Origin of the sequence: Paenibacillus nuruki (assembly GCF_001721045.1) — a bacterium.
Classification (GTDB): Bacteria; Bacillota; Bacilli; order Paenibacillales; family Paenibacillaceae; genus Saccharibacillus; species Saccharibacillus nuruki.
This window is the reverse complement of sequence record NZ_MDER01000070.1, coordinates 160,035-182,620: the sequence shown is the minus strand read 5'-3', so window position 1 is coordinate 182,620 and position 22,586 is coordinate 160,035. Positions and strand designations below refer to the sequence as shown.

Genomic DNA, 22,586 nt, shown 5'->3' with positions numbered 1-22,586 from the left:
CTATTTCTGTATTATTCTATATACAAGCTATAGAATAATGTTGGACATCGCATCACTCCTCTCTACAAACAAAAGAACGGTTCTCTTTAGTTCTGCTAATATCGCAAACTAGGAGATCGTTCTTTAGGATAAGGTGGCATTCCATATTTGCTTTGTTTTTTATTTTCAACCATATATCTTGAAAGTATATTCCTAGCGATACAAGTTAAATAAGAAGGAAAAAGGATCAACTCCAACGTACTGCTATAACAGCATGTGTGGAGTGATCCTTTTTTCAAACTATCATTTTACTTGTCAGACAGGTCTATTTATTCAAATCGACCATAGAATGCGTTGCGGTATACATCAGCTAGTTCAGTCACTAAAGGTAATTTAGGATTCGCTGTTGTACATTGATCTTCAAATGCACGGTCAGCAAGGTAATCTACACGAGATTCAAAGTCTTTTGCATCAAAGCCCAATGCTTCAAACGTTTCAGGAATACCTAGTTTGCGGTTCAAGTCACGAATAGCATTGATTAAGCTGTTCACGCCTTCTTCGGTTGTGCGTGCTGGCAATCCCAAGATACGAGCAATCTCAGCATAACGTTCGTGAGCAATAAAGTGAGAATATTTAGGGAACGCTGCGAATTTAGTTGGTTTTTTCGCATTGTAGCGGATAACGTGTGGCAACAAGATCGCATTGGTACGACCGTGTGCTGTATGGTATTGTCCACCCCATTTATGTGCCAAGCTATGGTTAATCCCTAAGAATGCATTCGCAAATGCCATACCTGCAATCGTAGAAGCATTATGCATTTTTTCACGAGCCAGTTTGTCGCCTGTTAGAGCAGACTGTTCTAGATATTGGAATACCAGTTGAATCGCTTTGATCGCTAGTCCATCGGTAAAGTCACTTGCCATTACAGATACATAAGCTTCAATCGCATGAGTCAATACGTCCATACCTGTATCAGCAACAGCTACACGAGGTAAAGAGTATACAAATTCAGGATCGATAATTGCTACGTCTGGTGTTAATTCATAGTCAGCCAAAGGATATTTTGTGTTGCCTTTTTCTTTATCTGTAATAACTGCGAATGATGTTACTTCAGAACCTGTACCTGAAGTCGTTGGAATCGCTACAAATTGTGCTTTTTGTCCCAAATGTGGGTATTTGTAGATCCGTTTGCGGATATCCATGAATTTTTGTTTTAGGTTATCAAATTCAGTATCAGGATATTCGTAGAACATCCACATGCCTTTAGCAGCATCCATAGGAGATCCACCACCAAGAGCGATAATGCAGTCCGGTTGGAAACGTTCCATCATTTGACGACCACGTTCTACAGTAGCAGTTGATGGATCTGGTTCTACATCAGAGAACACTTCAACAACAACTGGAGTCTGGCGTTGACGCAAGTAATGTTGTACTTTTTCAACATAACCAAGTTGTACCATCATCGCATCTGTTACGATCACTACACGACTAATATCAGGCATTTTAGCAAGGTATTGAGTTGCGCCTTTTTCAAAATAAACTTTAGAAGGTATTTTGAACCATTGCATATTCACAGTACGACGAGCCACCCTTTTCACATTAATCAGATTCACAGCACTTACGTTAGAAGAAGTAGAGTTACGACCATAAGATCCACAACCTAGTGTTAAAGATGGTAAGTTCGTATTGTAAATGTCACCAATTGCACCATGTGTAGAAGGAGAGTTCACGATAATACGTCCAGTTTGTAGACGATTAGAGAACTTCTGAATAACTTCATCATTATTAGAATGGATAGCTGAAGAGTGACCCATACCGCCAAATTCTACAATTTGTGCAGCACGTTCAATCCCTTGATCCGCGTTTTTAACTTTATAGCAAGCCAGTACAGGGCTTAATTTTTCAGCAGATAATGGGAATTTAGTACCTACGCCTTCCAATTCTGCTACCAGTATTTTGGTATCGGCTGGAACGGTAATTCCACAAAGTTCAGCAATTTTGACAGCAGATTGACCTACGATAGAAGGGTTCACTGCACATTTGTCTGTATTCATTGCACCGTTCGTTAATTTGCCTGCTTCTTCTTTAGTTACAAAGTAACAACCGTTATCTATCATTAATTTTTTCACTTTTTCATAAACAGGTTCTTCAATAACTACTGCTTGTTCAGAAGCACAAATCATACCGTTATCAAATGATTTGGAAAGAATCAAGTCATTCACTGCTTGTTGCAAGTCAGCACTTTTCTCTATAAAAGCAGGAACGTTACCAGGACCTACGCCAAGTGCAGGTTTACCACAGCTATATGCTGCTTTAACCATTGCGCCACCACCAGTAGCTAAGATTAACGCTACATCAGGATGATTCATTAATGCATTTGTTTTGTCCATTGAAGGAGCATCGATCCATTGGATACAATCCGCAGGTGCACCATGTTTGACAGCCGCTTCAAGTAAGATGCGAGCGGATTCTTTACTACAATTCTGTGCAGATGGATGGAAGCCGAAAATGATTGGGTTACGTGTTTTGATTGAGATCAAAGATTTGAACATAGTAGTCGAAGTTGGGTTCGTTACCGGTGTAATCCCCATGATGATTCCGACAGGTTCAGCAATTTTTTGGAAGCTTTCATAATCGTTATCTTCTATAATACCGACTGTTTTTTCATTTTTGATACCATGATACACATATTCAGTAGCGAACATGTTTTTGATAATTTTATCTTCATATACGCCTCTGCCTGTTTCTTCAACAGCTAGTTTGGCAAGATACATATGTTGATCCAAGCCCGCTAATGCCATTGCTTGTACAATGTTATCAATTTGTTCTTGATCCATATTCATAAATGCGGCATGTGCTTTATTCGCTTTATCGATTAACTTTTGAATTTCTTCCTGTGCACTCAATTCCACGTTACGACTAGCATCATTTTTAACAGCCATTTCTCTCATCCTCCTCAGAATGTGTATCGCTTTTGTCTACACACCGATCATAGCATAGAGACATAAATCATAATGTGATATTTTTCACAATCAATTTTTATTTTTTAAATTTGTTTTATTTTATTTTTTCCTTTTGCATTTTAATATAAAAAGATGTATGATAATAGTGAAATTAATCACAAAGTATAGATTACTTTTACGTATACATGAGTTCATTATCTTTCCTATATAACGTAGAATTTAACTAATCATTTAATTTCCAGTTTTTTTCCTAAAATGTTATGCATTATGATTAATTTCACGTATAATTGAAACAAAAAGGGGCGAACCATAATGAACAATTCTTTAGAACATACTCAACCACGTCATAATACAGCATGCTTTTCGGAAATTAATCAGGAAAGATTACTTAATCATTCTACAGAACGCACGATTGCAGCAGGTTCACATTTATTCTGGGAAGGCGACTTATCCGATAAATTATACTTCCTTAAAAGTGGACGGGTTAAATTAACCAAATCTACTGATGAAGGTAAAGAATTGATTCTATATATGTATCAAGCAGGCGACATGATCGGTCAAGCAGATCCATTTTCAGGTACACGCCTTGGATTTACAGCAGAAGCATTAGAAGATACTGAAGTCGCTGTTATTGAACACAAAGAATTGGAATTGATGATCTGTCAGTATTGTGATTTTGCTATCGACTTTATGAAATGGATGGGTACTCATCACCGTCTAACACAGACTAAAGTGCGTGACTTAATGTTATACGGTAAACCAGGTGCTCTCTGCTCCACTTTGATTCGTTTAAGCAATACTTATGGTCAAGATTATAACGATCAAGGTTCGATTTTGATTAACAAAAAAATTACACATACCGATTTGTCGAATATGATTGGTGCTACTCGTGAAAGTGTCAACCGGATGCTTAGTGATTTGCGCAAAAAAGAAAGTATTGAATATGAGCACGGGATGATCATTATTCATGATCTTGAAGCGCTACAAGAAGTATGTCACTGCGAAATGTGCCCTAAAGAAATATGCAGAATTTAATGAATATTCAGGTGTGCTTATGCATTTACCTGTTGAGACAATTAAAATACCAAAAAAGCTTTCCGTGTGTTACTCATAGCGGAAAGCTTTTTTTGGTTAACACATCGAAATCTACTCGACCCAATGCTCTGCCCAGTTCTGAATCTGCTCCATCACTGGCTTAAGTGCACGTCCTTTGTCCGTTAGCTCATACTCAATTCGAACAGGTGTCTCTGGATAGACCTGACGAATCAATATTCCACTACCTTCTAAGTCTTTCATCCGCTCTGACAACATTTTGTCGCTCATCATAGGAATAAGATTAGAAATATCTTTGAAACGCTTAGGTCCACTCATTAATGATTGAATAATTAGACCGTTCCATCGTTTACCTAAAAATGAAAACGCGGTCTCAAAACGGGGACATAATCCCAATTGGTGTTGCTCCATGTTTTCTCACCTCTTCAATTGTTCCGAAACACGGGATCGGATAGTCATAAGCTCGTATTTCATCACGTTGTGATGTTAACTTACGATTAGTTAGTACATATATTTTAGCATATTTTACCTGAAAAGAGAACGAAAACATTACATAATTAAAGAATACTGAATATTATTTAAAATTCAGGTCATCATTCTTGAATCTCATCTATACATTTACGTAAAATAACGAGATCATTCGCAATAACATCAGTCAATGATCTATTATACAATACTGCTGCTGGATGATACATAGGAAAAATCCAGTATTCTTGATCAGACCAGTGATATCCTTGATCCATATGATCTGCATCTACTTGTTGAATACGACTTCGGTAAGCTTGACCATGCACATTCGATACCTGATGCCCTTTGCCAAGTAATCGTTGCAATGCAATATTGCCCAGCGTAATAATGATCCGAGGTTGTACTGCCTCAATCTCAGCATCCAAAATAGGTGCAAATGCAAATACTTCGTAAGATGTTGGTGTGCGATTAGAACGACTCGAACGTTCGGCATGATGCTTTCCTTGAATGATTTTGTCTTTATAAGGACGACTGCGTACAGCACTCGTAATATACAGATCGTTTCTAGTGATATTTAGCGCTTCAAAATAACCATCTAATACTTTACCTGCTTGTCCGCAAAAAGGAATCCCTTTTTCAATCTCATTCGCACCGGGTGCTTCTCCCACCATCATCAGCGATCCCGGAAATTTGCCATAACCACCCAAAAATCCTTCTAATCGATGTCCGGCGACTCGTTCCAGACATTCACTAATTCGTGCTGGAGATAGCTTCACATTGCCGATTTGTGATTCTATTTGTGCTTTAGACATAAATGCACTCCTTTCTATATCTAACTATATGTTAGAGTGCCTAAGTATTATGGATACTGGATCTAAAGGGATAAATCTCAAAAAAAGTACGCCTGTAGGCTATTAACCATACACGCGCACTTTTGAAATATTTATTTTTTATGATTAACACAGTCTGGAATTCAGGATCAGGCTGTTCAGGTAGACAGTTACACCATTACTTTACTACCGAGTGCACGCGTAGGTTCTTGGCGTCCGAATTCAGGACGTGTATTAGTTGCAGGATACGCCCAGCGTACAGCATTCGAGATAATGTGCATAATATCCTGATTATAATATGTTGGATATGTCTCATGTCCTGGACGGAAATAGAATACTTTACCATGTCCACGGCGATACGTACAACCGCTACGGAACACTTCTCCGCCTTCAAAGTTGCTTAGATATACCAATTCATCAGGAGCAGGAATATCGAAAAATTCACCGTACATTTCTTCTTTATCCAAAGTAATCGAAGGGTTCACGCCTTGAGCAATCGGATGCGTAGGATTCACACACCATAGAATTTCTTGCTCGTCTGCTACACGCCATTTCAGATCACAACTGGTTCCCATTAATTGTTTGAATGGTTTGGAGAAATGTCCAGAATGCAGAACAATCAATCCCATGCCTTCATTTACTCGTCTTGCTACCGCTTCTGCAATATCATCATCTACTAATTCATGAGCCGTATGTCCCCACCACAACATTACATCAGTAGAGTTCAACACAGACTCTGTCAAACCATGTTCCGGCTGATCGAGTGTAGCTGTACGGCAGGCAAAGCCTTCCTTCGATAGCCCATCCGCCAGAACAGTATGAATCCCATCAGGATATACTGCTTTGACATCATCACGGATTTTCTCATGTACAAACTCATTCCAGACCGTTACATTAATCATAAAAAACTTCCTCCTCTATATTAGACCCACCACATCTCACCAAGTTCTTCTTCAATCAAAACCTGCTTCAAGTTATGGACAGCTTTTGTAAAACCTTCATTCACCGACATCAAACCATCTTCGTGCTCTATACTTACAACGTAATCGTATCCAACTAAGCGTAACGTGCTGATAATATCAGCCCATGTTTTGTTATCATGTCCAAAGCCTACTGTACGGAACTGCCAAGCACGATCTTGCATTTTTGTGTAGTCTTGCATGTCTGTTACACCGTGCATATTAACATTATCGGTATCTACCAGCGTATCTTTAGCATGAAAGTGATGAATTGCATTATTTTTTCCTAAAATTTTAATAGCTTGTACAGGATCGATACCTTGCCACCACATATGACTTGGATCAAGGTTCGCACCAATCACTTCGCCAGCCGCTTCACGTAGACGTAAAAGTGTACCCGGTGTATGAACAGAGAAACCTCCGTGCAGTTCCAGCCCTACTTTTACATTATGATCAGCAGCGAACTTACCATTTTCTGTCCAGTATGGAATGACTTTTTCTTCCCATTGCCATTTCATAAGATCCTGGAAATCATTTGGCCATGGTGCTACAGGCCAGTTCGGATATTTCGCATCATCACTATCTCCCGGACAACCGGAGAATGTATTAACAACTGCTACATCTAACTTCTGTGCCAGTTGAACGGATTTGATAAAATCTTCATGCGATTCTTTCGCAATCGCTTTTTGCGGATGAAGCGGATTACCGTGACAACTTAATGCACTAATGGTTAATCCACGAGAATCAATCGCTTGTTTAAATGCTCTAAGCTTGCCTTCATCAGCAAGTAACTCATCTGGTTTGCAATGAACATTACCCGGGTTACCACCAGATCCTAGTTCTACCATTTTAACGCCTTTTTCAGCTACATAATCCAATGCTTCTTCAAAGCCCATATTGTTGAGTAATACCATAAATACGCCTAATTTCATTTGTCCATCCTCCAGCTTCATTCATTAATTTTATGAACGCAGTCTGGTGAACTTATCACTTGAATCTGATTCCAATAGAGTGAGCTGTAAGTTCTGTATTCGTCCAATCGAACAAATGAGAATGTAGTAAAAGCTCTATCTATTAAATAATACGTCGAAACATGTCATAAGGTTCACCTAAAATGCGATTTATATCCATTTTAGTATAATTATTGGGATTGAACAGTAAGAGTTTGATTATACACTTACTTTTCCACTTTTGGCACCGTAAGATTTCACCCAGTTCATGCTTTGCTCAATACTCTGTAAAGGCGGTTGTAAACATGAGTCTTGCTCTACCACTAACCATTCAGCTCCTGCTTTTTCAGTAGCATCTGCAATAGCGGCTACAGGCACTTCACCTTCACCAAGTTCGACCGTCTGTGCACCTTTATCTGTGCGTTTGAAATCTTTCCAGTGAACAATCGGTAAGCGTCCAGCGTATTTTTGAATATATTCAATAGGATCGTAACCACCGTACTGTACCCAGCAACTATCTAATTCAACTTGCAATAACGATGCAGGTACTTCTTCATACATAGCATCAAATACAGTGTGTTCACCTAATTTTTCAGTAAATTCAAATTCATGATTATGATATAACAACACCACATCATTTTGGTTACACAATTCGCCAAGCTTACGTAGATTAGCGAAAATATCAGGCCAATTCTTACGGTGCTCATCTGATAAGAAAGGGACAATAATATAACGATTGCCTATTTCTTTGTTATAATCGATTAAAGATTGAGCATCTTCCAGTAGTTCTGTATATTGAGTATGAGAACCAACGACTTCAAGATTGTGCTTTTTGAGTAATTCGTTGATTTGGGTAGAAGTACGTCCGTAGAAGCCAGCGAATTCAACACCTTGATATCCAAGTGCTGCTAGTTTGGCAATCGTACCTTCAAAATCTTTTTCCAAATCATCTCGTACGGTGTATAGTTGCAATCCAACTTTAACCATTGCTCCATTCACTCCCACAATTTATGATAGTTGTAATAGCATCATTCATCTTTAATAACTATTGCCTTGTCTGTATCCTGCACGACTTTTGATAATCACATGCTTGCCTTCTAGAGAAGAACGTTGAAAAGCATGCATTGCTTCAAGTACATGATATGCCAGTTCACCACTAGCACGGTGAGGTTGATTGTTACGAATCGCTGTAACCATTTCGTTTAGACCTTTACCACGTTCATTACGAGTCCCTTCAAAAACAGGAGGTACAATCTCAAACTCTTCTGAACCTGCGCGTCTTATACGAACATCACCATCGAAAAAGTTAGGATCAGGGATATCCAGTGTACCTTCTGTACCGTAGATTTCAATTCGAGGCAATTGAGAGCCTCCTTTGATATCAAAACTGGTCACCATGGTAACGATTGCACTGTTTTCGAAATCAATTGTTCCTGCCAGATGTGTAGGTGTCTGTACACGTAATGGTGTACCTTCTTTAGGACCACTCGCAACATGTCGATCAGGAATCTGAATACCAGCTGACGAGCTTATTCTTGTCATCGATCCAAGTAAGCTTGTGAGTGCCGTTAGATAATAAGGTCCCATATCGAACATAGGTCCACCACCAGGTGCGTAGAAGAATTCAGGATCAGGGTGCCATGATTCAGGGCCACCGCTCATCATAAAAGCAGAAGCTGCAATCGGTCGACCTATTAATCCATCATCGATCGCTTTGCGTGCTGTTTCTATGCCTGAACCTAAAAATGTATCCGGTGCACTTCCTACACGACGACCCACTTCTTTGGCTCGTAATAGTGTACGTTGACCATCTTCTAGCGATACAGCAAATGGCTTTTCAGCATATACATGTTTGCCTGCTGCAAGTGCTGCTAGATTCACCGCGGCATGTGCGGCAGGAATAGTCAGGTTGATAATCAATTCAATATCTTCCTGTGCAAATAATTCCTCCGGCGTGAATGCGTTTGCAATGTTAAATTGTGAAGCTCTTGCTTGCGCCTTCTCGATCACCATGTCTGCACAGGCTACGATCTCAACGACTGGACTTGATTGTAGATTTTCCAAGTAAATTTCACTGATGTTACCACATCCGACTAAACCAGCTTTCATTCGTTCCACAGGTCATCCTCCTTTGGGCATGTGTTTTTCTAGGTGCAGAAAAGCTACTCCTCTGGTTATAAGTAAACGTAGGATTGTCCTGTCAAACGACAATCTAGCAATGCTATGATAAACCCTTTATGTATGATGGACTTATACATACCATTGTCCTTTTTGTTTATTGTAAGATCATGATGATTTATAAGCTCGTTACAATAGTATTACTATTTCGTGTCAATTAAAATGAATAATATGATTAAAACATGAACTATTTGGTCAAATTTTAAATTTGTTGCTGAAAAGAGGATTTTTAATGGAATTAACTGGAGATATTTGCAAAGTTTACACCGCAGGTTATTCGTTTCATCGAAAACCTTTTTATATGAATGAGCCCGAAGGTGTCAAAAGTTACTTATTCCGTTTTCAAACTGAAGGCAATTGCTTGCTTCGTTACAAAGGCGGTATGGACGAAGTGGAAGTAGGCGATCTCCATCTATATGCTCCAGACGAGCCGTATGAATTGAAAATCGATTATGCGCCGAACGCAGCAGGTCTACCGATAGTAGAAAGCGGAGATTACCATATCTTTTTTGGAGGAGAATGGGCAGATCGATGGTGGAATCATACCGAACGCCCGGCTAAAGTAAAAATTCCACTTAGCGATAATATCGTGGATCTATTACGACAGATCTCGATGGAAAAAAGAAGAATCGATGATCCTTATCCTGAAATTTTATCTTATTATATGAAAATTCTATGCTTATCGATCGATCGATATTTATCGGAACAACCGATCAGTGGTCCCAAAACGTATCTAGCTTATCAAATTAAAAACTATATCGAAGAAAATGCATCGACTGCTTTTAAATTAGACGATGTAGCTATGTATGTGGGGATTAGTGTCTCTAGAGCTGTTCATTTGTTTAAAGAAGCTTTTGATACCACGATTATGCAGTATGCGCTTGATGTTCGTCTCAATATGGCACAAGAGCGAATTGTCTTCAGTCCTATGCCGTTAGAGGAAGTGGCTGAATCTTCAGGATTTGCCAATTATACGTATTTCCATCGTGTATTCCGTTCTCGCTTTGGCATGTCACCCAAAGAGTTCCGTATTTCCAAACGTGAACATATCACTTAAATTAGTCTTCAACTGGCTGATAACGCTTAGGTAGATAATCAATGACAGAGAGATTCTTTGATCTAAAGAATCTCTCTTTTTTCATGTATAATAAACAGAATATAACTATAGCAAATATAAGTAGATATACGATCATTTTTGATCTTTATAAGGAGTATATAACTATGAAAACGATTATTGATATCGCTCAAGCCGCTGGTGTTGCCAAAAGTACTGTTTCTCGGTACCTCAATGGCGGCTCGGTGAGTGAAGAAACCAAAGAAAAAATCGAACGCATTATTAAACAACATCAGTATGTACCAAATACATTTGCTCGAAGCTTAAAAGCGAAAAAAACAAGTATTATCGGCATTATTGTACCGCGACTGGATTCTTTTGCTGTTTCTCAAATGTTAATGGGGATCGATGATACATTACGTCAAGAGCAGTACCAGATGCTACTAGCTAATGCTAATCAAGAAACCACGCGTGAGATTGAAGCTATTTATGAATTTTCTCGGCAAAAGATTTCAGGCTTACTATTTATGGCGGCTCAAATCACAGATGAACATCGTCAAGCGATAGCTAAATGCAATATTCCTGTTGTCTTGATTGGTCAAGATGATAAACAGCTACATAGTGTTATTCATGATGATCGTCAAGCTGGTTATCTACTAGGCAAATATGTACTGTCCAAAGGGCATCGTCAGATCGCTTATCTAGGAGTCACTGAACAAGATGATGCAGTAGGTATTCAGCGTAAGCTTGGCTTTCAACAAGCTCTTCAGGAGTATACAGATTATGATATTCGTTATTACGAATCAGGATTTCGTATGGATCAAGCGGTCATTGCAGCCCATCATCTACTTGATCAGTGGACTCCTTCTATTGTGGTTGCAGCAACCGATAATATAGCCATTGGTGTATTCAAAGCCGCACTTTCTAGAAAAATTGATATTCCGACTGACTTATCAGTGACCGGATTCGGTGGGTACGATATCACTGAGCTTATGCATCCTGCTTTGACTACCGTCAAATTTCATTACAAAGAAGCCGGGCAACTCGCAGCGACTAACCTGATTCAAATGATTCAAGGGCAATCGGTACAAAACACATCTATTTCAACATGCGAACTACTTGTCAGAGAAAGCGTTGACAATCGCTAAATACCGACTTATAATACATTGGAACCGGTTCCGATGTATTTTTTTAATCTAATTTGGAACCGGTTCCGTAAAAAGAATATGATGAATAAGTATGGAGAACACACTATGAAAATGAACAGAACTCAGTTATACCGTAAGCTTCATGAAGCAGAGACTGGCGAATGGGAAGCCTTAAAACAATTAGCCGATCAGAGTCCGTGGCGACAAGCTTTTCATATTCAACCTGAAGCAGGGTTACTAAATGATCCTAACGGATTTTCCTTTTTTAATGGAGAATATCATCTTTTCTATCAATGGTTCCCACTAGGCACACAACATGGTATCAAATACTGGTATCATACTTCTTCTACTGATCTGGTGCATTGGAATAATAAAGGGATCGGTATGGCTCCAGATACAATATATGATTCTCATGGTGCCTATTCTGGAAGCGCTATAGAAAAAGACAATCTACTGTATCTAATGTATACCGGTAATACGCGTAACACAGATTGGAAGCGTTATCCATTTCAATGTATGGCGACTATGGATCAACAAGGTGTGATCACCAAGCTCCCTCCTGTTATCGACAAAGTACCTGCTGGGTATACCGATCATTTCCGTGATCCTAAAGTCTGGCAAGATGGAGAATATTATTACTGTGTCATTGGAGCACAGCGGATCGATCAGACAGGATGTGCGGTTCTTTATCAATCACCTGATCTACAAGAATGGACTTTTCAAGGGGAGTTAAATACGGCGTTACCTTCATTTGGCTATATGTGGGAGTGTCCGGATTACTTTGAATTGGATCAGCAAGGTGTATTTTTATTTTCTCCGCAAGGTTTAGCAACCATCGGAGATCAGTTTCAGAATATTTATCAGTCCGGTTATATGATCGGTACTCCGCTCGATCTGAATACGCGACAGTTTGATCATGGAGAGTTTTATGAGTTAGATCATGGATTCGATTTCTATGCTCCACAGACTATACTTGCACCCGATGGACGCAGACTGCTCGTCGGTTGGCTTGGAATGCCAGAGATCGACTATCCTACAGATACTCAAGGATGGGCACACTGTCTCACGTTGCCACGTGAATTATCAATTGAAGATGGTCAGCTTAGACAGCGTCCAGTTGCAGAACTGAGTCAGCTACGTGGACAACAGTCTCATGTACATCACACTGTTCACCATCATCGTGATCTGATTTCTTCTATAGAAGGTATTCATTACGAAATGCTTATTCAGATCAGTGATATTCAAGCTGATAAAGTAGGGATCGAAGTACGAGTGGGCACAGATGAAAAAACAGTTCTGTATTACGAACCTGCACTTGAAAAACTAACGTTAGATCGCACCTTGTCCGGTCAATCCCTTGCACTGGAGTATGGAACGACTCGAAGCTGTAGTTTACCGCTAGAAGAAGGAATAGTAACGCTACATTTATTTATGGATACTTCTTCGATTGAAGTTTTTGTCAATGATGGTCGTAACGTATTCACTTCACGCATCTTTCCACAATTGAACAGTACAGGATTTGCTTTATTTGCAGAACATGGGAGTGCTTGTTTTGATGTTACACAATGGGATTTGATCGATAAGGGGGAACAGTAATCATGTCTGAAAATCAAAAAATTGCTCAACAGGTGATCGAAGCTGTCGGAGGTAAAGATAATATTGCATCTTTTGCTCATTGTGCAACCCGCTTGCGGATTATGGTACATAACGAAGAGCTGATTGATCAGGAGCGCACTGAAAATATTGATAAAGTTAAAGGTGCTTTTTTCAACTCCGGACAGTACCAGATTATTTTTGGTACAGGTACAGTTAATCGTATTTTTGAAGAAGTTGAGAAATTAGGTGTCGAAAGTACTTCCAAAGACGATATTAAAAGTCAAAGTAAAAATGCCGGCAACTTTTTCCAACGTTCTATTCGTACATTTGGCGATGTGTTCGTTCCTATTATTCCGGTTCTTGTCGCTACCGGTTTATTTATGGGATTACGAGGATTATTAACACAACCTCAGATCCTAGCTTTATTCGGTATTACACCTGATCATATTCCAGCTAACTTTCTTTTATTTACACAAGTTTTAACGGATACTGCATTTGCCTTTTTACCTGCACTTGTTGCCTGGTCTGCTTTCAGGGTGTTCGGCGGAAGTCCTGTATTAGGGATTGTGCTTGGCCTTATGCTCGTCAACCCTGCTCTACCTAATGCTTATTCGGTCGCCGATGGGTCTGCTCATCCATTAACGATGTTTGGATTTATTCCTGTTGTCGGTTATCAAGGTTCTGTTTTACCGGCATTTGTCATCGGTCTGATTGGAGCCAAATTAGAAAAAGCTTTACGTAAGCGGATTCCTGAAGCGATTGATCTAATCTTAACTCCATTCCTGACATTACTGATTATGATTACACTTGGGCTGTTCGCAATCGGTCCTATTTTCCACTCACTGGAATCTGTTGTTTTGAATGCTACGATCTATGTATTAGATATGCCTTATGGAATTGCAGGGCTATTAATCGGTTCTTTGCATCAAATTATTGTAGTTACAGGTGTGCATCACATTTTCAACTTCTTGGAGATTCAATTATTAGAAAGAACAGGAGTTAACCCATTTAACGCTATTATCACCTGTGCGATGGCGGCTCAAGGTGGAGCTTGTCTAGCTGTAGGTCTCAAAACCAAAGACAATAAGCTCAAAGCATTAGCCCTTCCTTCTTCGTTCTCTGCTTTTCTAGGAATCACAGAGCCTGCGATTTTTGGAGTGAACTTACGATATATGAAGCCATTTATTATGGGATTGATCGGTGGCGGCGTAGGTGGATTTATGGCTTCTTTGTTCCATTTAGCAGGAACAGGTATGGCAATTACAGTGATTCCAGGAACATTGCTGTATTTGAATAGCCAACTTCCACTTTATATTTTGTGTAATGTAGTAGCGATTGCAATAGCATTTACGTTAACATGGTTATTTGGTTATAAAGACAAAGTAGTCACAGCATCTACAGCAACCGTATCAGGAACTGCTTCCGGCTCTACGCCTACTGCTGTACAAGAAGTACATTCTACTTCTTCTGTTGAATCTGTATCATCTGCTTCTAATGATAATCAAACAGCTACATCTTCGCACTCTAATCAAGTAAATACTTCTGCTACAAGCACTAAGGTGTTAGATATAATCGCTCCTATCAGCGGTACATTGGTTCATCTCGAAAATGTACCTGACCCTGCTTTTGCAGGCAAGCATATGGGTGAAGGAATTGCGATTCAACCGGATGAAGGCAAGTTATATGCTCCATTCGATGGAACAGTCGCCCATGTGATGGATAAGAGTAAGCATGCGATTATTCTTGAGCACAGTAGTGGTGTACAATTATTAATTCATATTGGACTGGATACGGTTTCTTTGAAAGGACAAGGATTCACCCTTCATATACAATCCGGGGATACCATTCAAGCAGGACAATTATTGATCGAATTCGATACTGCTATGATTCAATCTTCAGGTCTATCTATTATTACACCTGTGATTGTGCCCGACGGGATCGAACATATTCAGAATATTCAACCTGCTGAACTTCAGCAAGTACGTGCTAATCAAGATTCTATTATGCAAGTCACCTATACTCTTCATTCATAAAAATCAAAAAAGAAACCTGATTCTACGCATATACAAATGTTGCGTAGGATCAGGTTTCATATTATTTATAGCCAAAGTTGAACATTAACGTTGAGTACGGTAAGCTTCCATCAACTCTTCAATAGCATTACGGCTAATCATTTTACCTTTGAAATAGATCAAGTCTTCTGAATCGCCTGTGAAGATGCAAGAAGGCTCATATTTTTTCAAAATAATGCGATCACTATCGACAAAAATCTCCAAACCGTCTTTTACATCGATATTCATGACACGACGCAATTCGATAGGAATAACGACCCGTCCCAATTCATCTACTTTTCTTACAATACCAGTTGCTTTCATCATGTTATTTCTCCTCCAATTATATATTTATATAACCCCTATATGACACTATTATATATCATTCTACAATTTTCTACATTTTTTTCAAATCGTAATAGTTATTATTAAATCATATTAAGTGTCATATGCCAAGTTAAAATTTAAAAATTTGCAAAAAATAAATAAAAGCTTCTGCTATTTCCTTTAATTTTCAGGAAATAACAAAAGCTTTGTACACATGGGTATTCTACTCTTTTTCTGTTTCTTGGGAAGCAAGTCGGCGCTCTGTTGAGGCTCTTGTCTCTATCGCTTCACTAATCACTAACGCTAAATCTTCATTTCCATACATCGACAACACCCCAAATAATGTGTCGTCAGGAATATCACCTGCTTCTTCTTTAGGAACGGTAAGATTAATCCCTTGTTGCAGACGTGGATTGTCCACTTGATCAGGATAAGCCGTCTGATATAATTCTTTGGCATCGAATCCACGATTCACACACCACTGAGCGAATACCAGAATCATCATATCTTCATCTTGACGATAACTCTGTACAATCTGCTCTTCTCGTAATTTCTGTTGCTCTTTACTTGTTAAATTGTCGTAATCATAATCATCCATCTTATTGCATCCTTTCTATATTGACGATTTCTTTTACAAATCTGATGTTAATCGGTCTGCTAAAATATGAGATTCTAATACCAAGTCTGCACGTATACTGCATTGTTCAGGTGTCGATAAGCGATCTAGAAAATGATCAACCACGCCCATAAACCCGCGCCGTTCCCATATCGTTTCCCAGCTTCCAAATTGTTGATGCTGAGGTAACATATCTTTTTCATATAAATAAGCGCTATCCATATTCATCACTTCTGCAGAACGCCCGCCGCCGTGCAAAATCAATCGTTCCATATCGATCCCTGCACTGCGTGCCATCGTATAGCTCCCATAACGCCCGTTCCCTAACGAAAGCATTCCCGAAGCATGAAGCATAGGGCCATTACCGTTCCCTTGCTGACGAAGCTGATGAGCCATTACAGCATAAGTGTCATTACCCAACCACATTAATAAATCCAACATATGAATCAGATCATCATAGACTGTTTCTTTGGCAGGTAAACTTTGGAGACGGGTACGATGTTTGACCACTTCACATAATTCGAAACCACCTGCTTCTGCCAGCCAGGCATAAGCATTCATATATAATGGAGCAAATCGACGATTAAAGCCTACAGCTAGCAATAGATCTTTCTGCTCTGCTGTTGCAGTCATATGACGGGCTTCTTCGATTTCGTAAGACAATGGCTTATCTACATATACAGGCAATCCGTAACTTAGACATTTCATTACAATATCATAATGTGTGAATGTAGGGCTATGTACAAATACAGCATCTAATTCCCATTTTTCAATATCTTCGACTCTAGTACTCCCCTGTGTTAAGCGAAAAGTATCCATCGTCTGACGCACAGTCTGCTGAGAATGGCTGACTACACCGACTACTTCTATATCTACACGATTGATAAGTAATGGTAAATATACTTTACGAGCAATATCCCCTATACCGATCAAAGCAATCCGTTTACGCTTACCACTTTTGTGATCGTGTTGTTTCATACTATAGATTCTCCTTTGATCATAAGTATAGATATTATGGTTACATCTTATTCTACTATAGAGGTAACCGATCGAATATAAAAGTCACTTTATTTTATCTTTATTGGATTTATATTGAAATTTCATATGGTTTTAAGCTATCCCTCATGTGAATTTAATCGCAAAGCTTATAATAAGAGTATACAACACGATAAGCAAACCATTTAAAAATAACATCAAGAAAATATACACAATCTATTGCAATTGTCGAATGATGGTGGTATATTTATATCATAAAGTTACTAAATGAAAGTAAGTTATAAAAAATTATGTAATTACAGAGGAGAAATTAATATGAAATCCACATTTAAAAAAGTTTTATTGTCTACTGCTTTAGCTACTAGCTTGGGTGCTGTTGCTTTGGTTGCACCACTAGGAGCAAGTCAAGTATCAGCTGCTGCAGATACAAGTAATCACCAAAAAGCAAAAGATAAAGCAGAACAACGTGCAGATAACTTAGCTTACCAAACAGCAGTTTCAAAACAAGTAGAAGCTATGTTCGGAACAGCTAACACAACAACTGAAGAAACAACTCCAACTGTAACACCTGCTAAAACAGCAACAACTGTGATTGTTCCTCAAGGTGCTAGCTTGACTGAAATCGCTGCTCAATACGGCGTCACTGTAGATGAATTGATTGCTGCTAACAATCTTTTGCCTGCTGGATACCAATTGACTATTCCGCAAAAATAAGAATTATCCATCTGATCGGCCAAACGGATAATTAATAACAATTAAAATATAACCAACAACCGCTCACATGGCTACATGTCGGCGGTTTTTTCTCCCTATATTTATAAATAGATATCATCCAAATCAACAGTTTTTACGTACCTAATGTTTGAATGCACTGTTTTTTTGGGTTTTATATAGTGTAAGATATTATATATGATTTAAATTTTAATTATTTATTTAAAGAAATGGAGTGAACGATAAATGAGCAACTCACAATATGAAAAGGCTACTTTTGCAGGCGGATGTTTCTGGTGCATGGTATCTCCTTTTGAAGAACTACCAGGCATCATCAGTATTCGCTCCGGTTATACAGGTGGACACACCGAAAATCCTACGTACAAAGAAGTATGTACTGAAACAACAGGTCATGCTGAAGCTGTACAAATCGTATACGATCCAGCTATTTTCCCTTATACCAAATTGTTAGAATTGTACTGGCAACAAATAGATCCTACCGATGAAGGTGGACAATTCTACGATCGTGGTTCTTCTTACCGCACAACGATCTATTATCACACAGAAGAACAACGAGAGTTAGCAGAAATCTCCAAACAAGAAGTAGCTGCTAGTGGTCGCTTTGATAAGCCGATCGTTACACCGATCGAACCAGCTCAAACATTTTATGAAGCTGAAGAATATCATCAAGATTATCACAAAAAAAATACAGGTCATTACAAACGCTATCGTAAAGGTTCCGGTCGAGATGCTTTTATCAACGAGCATTGGTCTACCAAACTTGATAAAAGTGATCTAAAAAATAAATTATCTGAAATTCAATATCATGTTACACAAAAAAATGGTACAGAACCTGCTTTTAAAAATGAGTTCTGGGATCATCATGGCGAAGGTATCTATGTCGATATCGTATCAGGCGAGCCATTGTTTAGTTCACTAGACAAATTCGATTCCGGTTGCGGATGGCCAAGCTTTAGCCGTCCAATTCGTGATTATCAAGTCAAAGAAAATATGGATTTGAGCCACTTTATGGTTCGTACCGAAGTACGTAGTCGTGAAGCTGATTCTCATCTAGGTCATTTATTTGACGATGGTCCGGGACCGAATGGTCTACGTTACTGCATTAACTCGGCGGCTCTACGCTTTGTTCCAAAAGAAGATTTGGAAGCTGAAGGATATAGCGAATACAAAGCGATGTTCCAAGAAGCTTAAGTTTAATAGATGAATAGCTAAAGGCTCTTACCTCTAAGGTGAGAGCCTTTTTGTTTGATCATAGTACCGTTTCGTCTGATCTGAAAAGGGTAAAATGAATACATAGCATCTTTTTTTCGATGCAGATATGTTTATGGAGCATGTGATTACGTATTCTATCTTATCTAAAGGAGTGTTTATAATGCCGTGGACTAACGGAGATTATCCCCCATCTATGAAAAATTTAGATACTCGTGTACGTCATAAAGCGATTGAGATTGCCAATGCTTTACTTGATGAAGGTTATGAAGAAGGTCGAGCGATCTCTATTGCTACTGCCAAAGCTGAAGAATGGGATAAAGATCATCCCAAATAATAATCTAATGATAAAAAAACGATTGAACACAATGTTCAATCGTTTTTTCGTTAGTATCTTTATTTATAGAAATTTTATTACATATAACTACATAGATATTATTCATCATCGTCATCTTCCCAAGTTTCATCTTCTCTATATGAAATATTAGATTTGGATGAAGAAGAACTAGAACCGAATAAAGTAATCCCTTTAGAAGTATGAGTGTGATAATGATTGACTACTTTAGTGTTATCCTTTTGATTTTGTAATTGACGTGTACGATAACGTTCTTCTGTTTTTGCTTTTTTTAGTGCTTGTTGTTGTGCTGTTGTTTGATCATAAGCTAGTTGTAGTTCTGCAATGATACCTTTTATATTTTGTAATGATGCAAATGCAGATTCGTACTGCCCATTCATTGTTAAATCTTCGTAATCTTTTATAAATTTTTTAAAATAATTTTTATACCTTTTACTTGCTTCCATTGGTAGATACCATTTTACTGTTCGATAATGAAGCTTAAAATCATTTTCTAATCTTAATCTAAGTGGCACAGCATCATTACGGTAATCTATTAATGTATTAATTGTACTAACCCATTGTTCAATAGCTTCAACATAGGCTTTACATTGCTGTTGCAATAAATTTAAATTTTGAGGTACTTCTGATAAAAGATCATGCACTTTATCGTGCTGTTTCTGTATAGATTGGTACTCTTCATCTAACATTGTATTCATATTCCACTTGATCGCTTCTTGTTTAGCTTTAGCATAACTATATTTTAATTTATGCTCAGCTTGCTTTACTTTTTCAGGAAGCTGTTGTTGTAATTGTTTCCAAAATTGCAGTTGCTTCTGACTAGCATCTAATTCCTGTTCAATATAGGTTAATTTAGAGTCTAACAGTATAAGGTGCTTTTCGGCTTCTATATATTTTTGAATATCTTCATGAATATACTGTTCAATATGCTTTAAATCTGATTCAATCGTTTGTAATGCCATACAGGCTTTTTCAAAGCTCTGAAATGTATGCTTCCAGACTGAAGATTTCCAATCTTGACGCGCTGAAACCCATATTACAGCTAAATCTAATTCAATACCGTTTAGGACTTCCAGTCTTTCATATGCTCTTCTATACTGTTCTCGAACGCTTTCTTGAAGAGTTATTCTATTCTCAATCATAGCGATTGATTTTTCGATAGAGTTCTCTAATTGATTCCACAACGATTGTGCTTGTAATAAATCAGCCTGACGAATAGAAGAATGAAAGGATTCTAAAGTGTTAGTGCTTTTACTTATCCATTGATAGGGATCAATCTCAACAGCTAATAAACCATGCTTCTCAAGAGAATTATGAATTTCAAGGCGTACTGCTTTAAGTTTGTCTTCAAACTGAATAGCATATTCATAATATATTTTTAGCTGTTCATACTGTTTTTGCAATATATTCACTTTTTGTTCTACTTTTTTTAAAAGCTGAAATGATTGAATGGTATCTGAATACTGCAATTGCTTACTTTTACCGAGTAACTCTTGAATTTCTTTTTGTTGCTTAGACCACTTGGATAAACTTGATGCTATTTCAGTAGTAAAATGGTAAATATGTTGTTCTATGATCTTAAATGAATCTTCCCAATGAGTATGATAATTTTGCACATATTGTTCTGCTTCTAGTAATTCATCTATTTTGGCACGATCTATATTAATTTGTTCTTGAATGATTTTATGTTTCTGCAAATATTCTTTTAATTCTTCTATTAGTTCTAATGAATCCCAAAAGAATGATGTCCAAGGTAACTGAATCTCATTCTCAATATTTTCTAACTGATCGAGTATTTCTTTTAAGCTAGAATCTATTAGTAAAGCATCTTTTTGAGTAATTCCACTTTTATTCTTTAGTATATGATTGGAGTGTTGTAACAGTTCTTCGACTTCTTCTATAAGATTATTATTTTGAGCATCAATAATTTTACGAATTTTGTGTATGTAAACAAACCTAGATTGTTGATATAACTTTATTATCCCTGTGCAAATAATCATCAAACCTGGTAAAAAAAAGATACTTCCTACAATCCAAAACATAATAATCCATCCATAGTTTACTAAAAATTCGTTCATTATTTGTACTCCTTGCTACTGTGTAATGTATGTAATTGATAAGTTTTTATAACTATTATTATCGACAGAAACACTATAAATATGAAGAATATACAAAAGAGGCACAGACTAATACATCATCTGTGCCTCTTTTCCATTCACTTATAAAATAGATTCAATACTTATTTCATAGCTAATTGGTGTTTATACAGATTGAATCGCTTGCTCAACTGTATCATCACCGGATACAAGGTCAAACGAACGGCGGTACGTACTGGACTGGTCTAAAATGCTAGCAATCACTGAAGCAACATCTTCGCGTGGAATACTGCCTTTTTCTCCTAAATGTTCAACCAGTTTAACTTTACCTGTACCTGCATCATTCAATAGTCCACCCGGACGAATAATCGTGTAATCCAGTGAACTCGCTTCTAACATTTTATCCGCATAATGTTTGGCTACATAATAGGTTTTCATATCATCTGGCCATTGTGTACGATCTTCTGCATATAATGCACTGACTAGAATAAAGCGTGAAATTCCTGCTTTTTCCGCAGCTTCCATACTTTTCACAGCTCCATCCAGATCAATCAGTAACGTTTTGTCTGCGCCTGTGCTTCCGCCAGAACCTGCTGCAAAAACAACTGCATCTGCTCCTTGAAGTACTTTGGTCAGATCCTCTACTGATCCTTCAAGATCAGCAAGTACAGCTTGTGCACCTACTTTTTCTAATGCTTCTGCTTGTTCAGGCTTGCGAATAACAGCACTGACTTTATGTTGATTTGCTGCTAATTGAGTAGTTAAGATTTTACCAATCTGTCCATTAGCTCCAATAATTGCGATATTCATTGTTATTGTCCTCCTATAGGCAAAAAAGATTCGGTCTTTACTATGTATACCCCAATTACACACTATTTATTCTATATCGCTTTAAATTGTCCTCACAGAAGTCATATGCTAACGATCATATACACTTTTTACATATAGCAAAAAGCGAGCATACACGGTCATTAACTACCGATCTCTGCTCGCTTTTATTGTACTGACTTATATTTATTCAGTTTA

Annotated in this window: 20 protein-coding genes; 8 read left to right on the top strand and 12 right to left on the bottom strand. The window is 38.0% G+C overall.

Annotation, left to right across the window (positions count from 1 at the left end):
- Window positions 1-308: 308 nt before the first annotated feature.
- Complete coding sequence (adhE, locus tag PTI45_RS18640; RefSeq protein ID WP_069329082.1) at window positions 309-2,921, bottom strand: bifunctional acetaldehyde-CoA/alcohol dehydrogenase; 2,613 nt, start codon at window positions 2,919-2,921, stop codon at window positions 309-311.
- A gap of 333 nt (window positions 2,922-3,254) precedes the next feature.
- Between adhE and PTI45_RS18635 the strand changes: the two genes are divergently transcribed.
- On the top strand, window positions 3,255-3,977 hold the full coding sequence (locus PTI45_RS18635; RefSeq protein WP_069329081.1) for a Crp/Fnr family transcriptional regulator: 723 nt from the start codon (window positions 3,255-3,257) through the stop codon (window positions 3,975-3,977).
- A gap of 111 nt (window positions 3,978-4,088) precedes the next feature.
- On the opposite strand, the gene PTI45_RS18630 is transcribed toward PTI45_RS18635, so the two are convergent.
- From PTI45_RS18630 to PTI45_RS18605, 6 genes are all read right to left on the bottom strand, one after another.
- Complete coding sequence (locus PTI45_RS18630) at window positions 4,089-4,406, bottom strand: winged helix-turn-helix transcriptional regulator (RefSeq protein WP_069329080.1); 318 nt, start codon at window positions 4,404-4,406, stop codon at window positions 4,089-4,091.
- A 182-nt stretch (window positions 4,407-4,588) separates the two neighbouring features.
- Complete coding sequence (locus PTI45_RS18625) at window positions 4,589-5,275, bottom strand: uracil-DNA glycosylase (RefSeq protein ID WP_069329079.1); 687 nt, start codon at window positions 5,273-5,275, stop codon at window positions 4,589-4,591.
- A 188-nt stretch (window positions 5,276-5,463) separates the two neighbouring features.
- A complete protein-coding gene (locus PTI45_RS18620) occupies window positions 5,464-6,195 on the bottom strand; it encodes a ThuA domain-containing protein (RefSeq protein ID WP_069329078.1) in 732 nt (243 codons plus the stop codon).
- A 20-nt stretch (window positions 6,196-6,215) separates the two neighbouring features.
- Window positions 6,216-7,184: a sugar phosphate isomerase/epimerase family protein gene (locus PTI45_RS18615; RefSeq protein ID WP_069329077.1), complete on the bottom strand. Its 969-nt coding sequence runs from the start codon at window positions 7,182-7,184 to the stop codon at window positions 6,216-6,218.
- Window positions 7,185-7,421: 237 nt separating this feature from the next.
- Window positions 7,422-8,189, bottom strand: coding sequence for a sugar phosphate isomerase/epimerase family protein (locus PTI45_RS18610; protein ID WP_069329076.1), 768 nt, complete (start codon window positions 8,187-8,189; stop codon window positions 7,422-7,424).
- 51 nt (window positions 8,190-8,240) lie between these two features.
- Window positions 8,241-9,320, bottom strand: coding sequence for a Gfo/Idh/MocA family protein (locus tag PTI45_RS18605; RefSeq protein WP_069329075.1), 1,080 nt, complete (start codon window positions 9,318-9,320; stop codon window positions 8,241-8,243).
- A 292-nt stretch (window positions 9,321-9,612) separates the two neighbouring features.
- Between PTI45_RS18605 and PTI45_RS18600 the strand changes: the two genes are divergently transcribed.
- The 4 genes from PTI45_RS18600 (at window position 9,613) to PTI45_RS18585 (ending at window position 15,211) form a co-directional block, all read left to right on the top strand.
- Entirely contained in the window at window positions 9,613-10,437 is an 825-nt protein-coding gene (locus PTI45_RS18600; RefSeq protein WP_069329074.1) for an AraC family transcriptional regulator, read from the top strand.
- Window positions 10,438-10,601: 164 nt separating this feature from the next.
- Complete coding sequence (locus PTI45_RS18595) at window positions 10,602-11,582, top strand: LacI family DNA-binding transcriptional regulator (protein WP_069329073.1); 981 nt, start codon at window positions 10,602-10,604, stop codon at window positions 11,580-11,582.
- Window positions 11,583-11,687: 105 nt separating this feature from the next.
- Window positions 11,688-13,178, top strand: coding sequence for a glycoside hydrolase family 32 protein (locus PTI45_RS18590; RefSeq protein WP_069329072.1), 1,491 nt, complete (start codon window positions 11,688-11,690; stop codon window positions 13,176-13,178).
- A 2-nt stretch (window positions 13,179-13,180) separates the two neighbouring features.
- A complete protein-coding gene (locus PTI45_RS18585) occupies window positions 13,181-15,211 on the top strand; it encodes a sucrose-specific PTS transporter subunit IIBC (protein ID WP_069329071.1) in 2,031 nt (676 codons plus the stop codon).
- 84 nt (window positions 15,212-15,295) lie between these two features.
- On the opposite strand, the gene PTI45_RS18580 is transcribed toward PTI45_RS18585, so the two are convergent.
- The 3 genes from PTI45_RS18580 to PTI45_RS18570 form a co-directional block, all read right to left on the bottom strand.
- Window positions 15,296-15,556: an AbrB/MazE/SpoVT family DNA-binding domain-containing protein gene (locus PTI45_RS18580; RefSeq protein ID WP_069329070.1), complete on the bottom strand. Its 261-nt coding sequence runs from the start codon at window positions 15,554-15,556 to the stop codon at window positions 15,296-15,298.
- A gap of 223 nt (window positions 15,557-15,779) precedes the next feature.
- Window positions 15,780-16,154 carry a hypothetical protein gene (locus PTI45_RS18575; RefSeq protein ID WP_069329069.1) on the bottom strand — a complete coding sequence of 125 codons (375 nt, stop codon included), beginning with the start codon at window positions 16,152-16,154 and terminating at the stop codon, window positions 15,780-15,782.
- Window positions 16,155-16,187: 33 nt separating this feature from the next.
- Window positions 16,188-17,150 (bottom strand): Gfo/Idh/MocA family protein, encoded by a 963-nt coding sequence (locus tag PTI45_RS18570; protein ID WP_069329068.1) that lies wholly within the window; start codon window positions 17,148-17,150, stop codon window positions 16,188-16,190.
- A 333-nt stretch (window positions 17,151-17,483) separates the two neighbouring features.
- On the opposite strand from PTI45_RS18570, the gene PTI45_RS18565 reads away from it, so the two are divergent.
- From PTI45_RS18565 to PTI45_RS24225, 3 genes are all read left to right on the top strand, one after another.
- Window positions 17,484-17,882 carry a LysM peptidoglycan-binding domain-containing protein gene (locus PTI45_RS18565; RefSeq protein WP_069329067.1) on the top strand — a complete coding sequence of 133 codons (399 nt, stop codon included), beginning with the start codon at window positions 17,484-17,486 and terminating at the stop codon, window positions 17,880-17,882.
- A 243-nt stretch (window positions 17,883-18,125) separates the two neighbouring features.
- Window positions 18,126-19,091 (top strand): peptide-methionine (S)-S-oxide reductase MsrA, encoded by a 966-nt coding sequence (gene msrA, locus PTI45_RS18560; RefSeq protein WP_069329066.1) that lies wholly within the window; start codon window positions 18,126-18,128, stop codon window positions 19,089-19,091.
- Window positions 19,092-19,272: 181 nt separating this feature from the next.
- Window positions 19,273-19,446 (top strand): DUF2188 domain-containing protein, encoded by a 174-nt coding sequence (locus PTI45_RS24225; RefSeq protein WP_175425218.1) that lies wholly within the window; start codon window positions 19,273-19,275, stop codon window positions 19,444-19,446.
- Window positions 19,447-19,544: 98 nt separating this feature from the next.
- On the opposite strand, the gene PTI45_RS18555 is transcribed toward PTI45_RS24225, so the two are convergent.
- A complete protein-coding gene (locus PTI45_RS18555) occupies window positions 19,545-21,542 on the bottom strand; it encodes a hypothetical protein (RefSeq protein WP_069329065.1) in 1,998 nt (665 codons plus the stop codon).
- Between the two features lie 183 nt (window positions 21,543-21,725).
- On the bottom strand, window positions 21,726-22,370 hold the full coding sequence (locus tag PTI45_RS18550) for an SDR family oxidoreductase (RefSeq protein WP_069329064.1): 645 nt from the start codon (window positions 22,368-22,370) through the stop codon (window positions 21,726-21,728).
- Window positions 22,371-22,586: the final 216 nt, after the last annotated feature.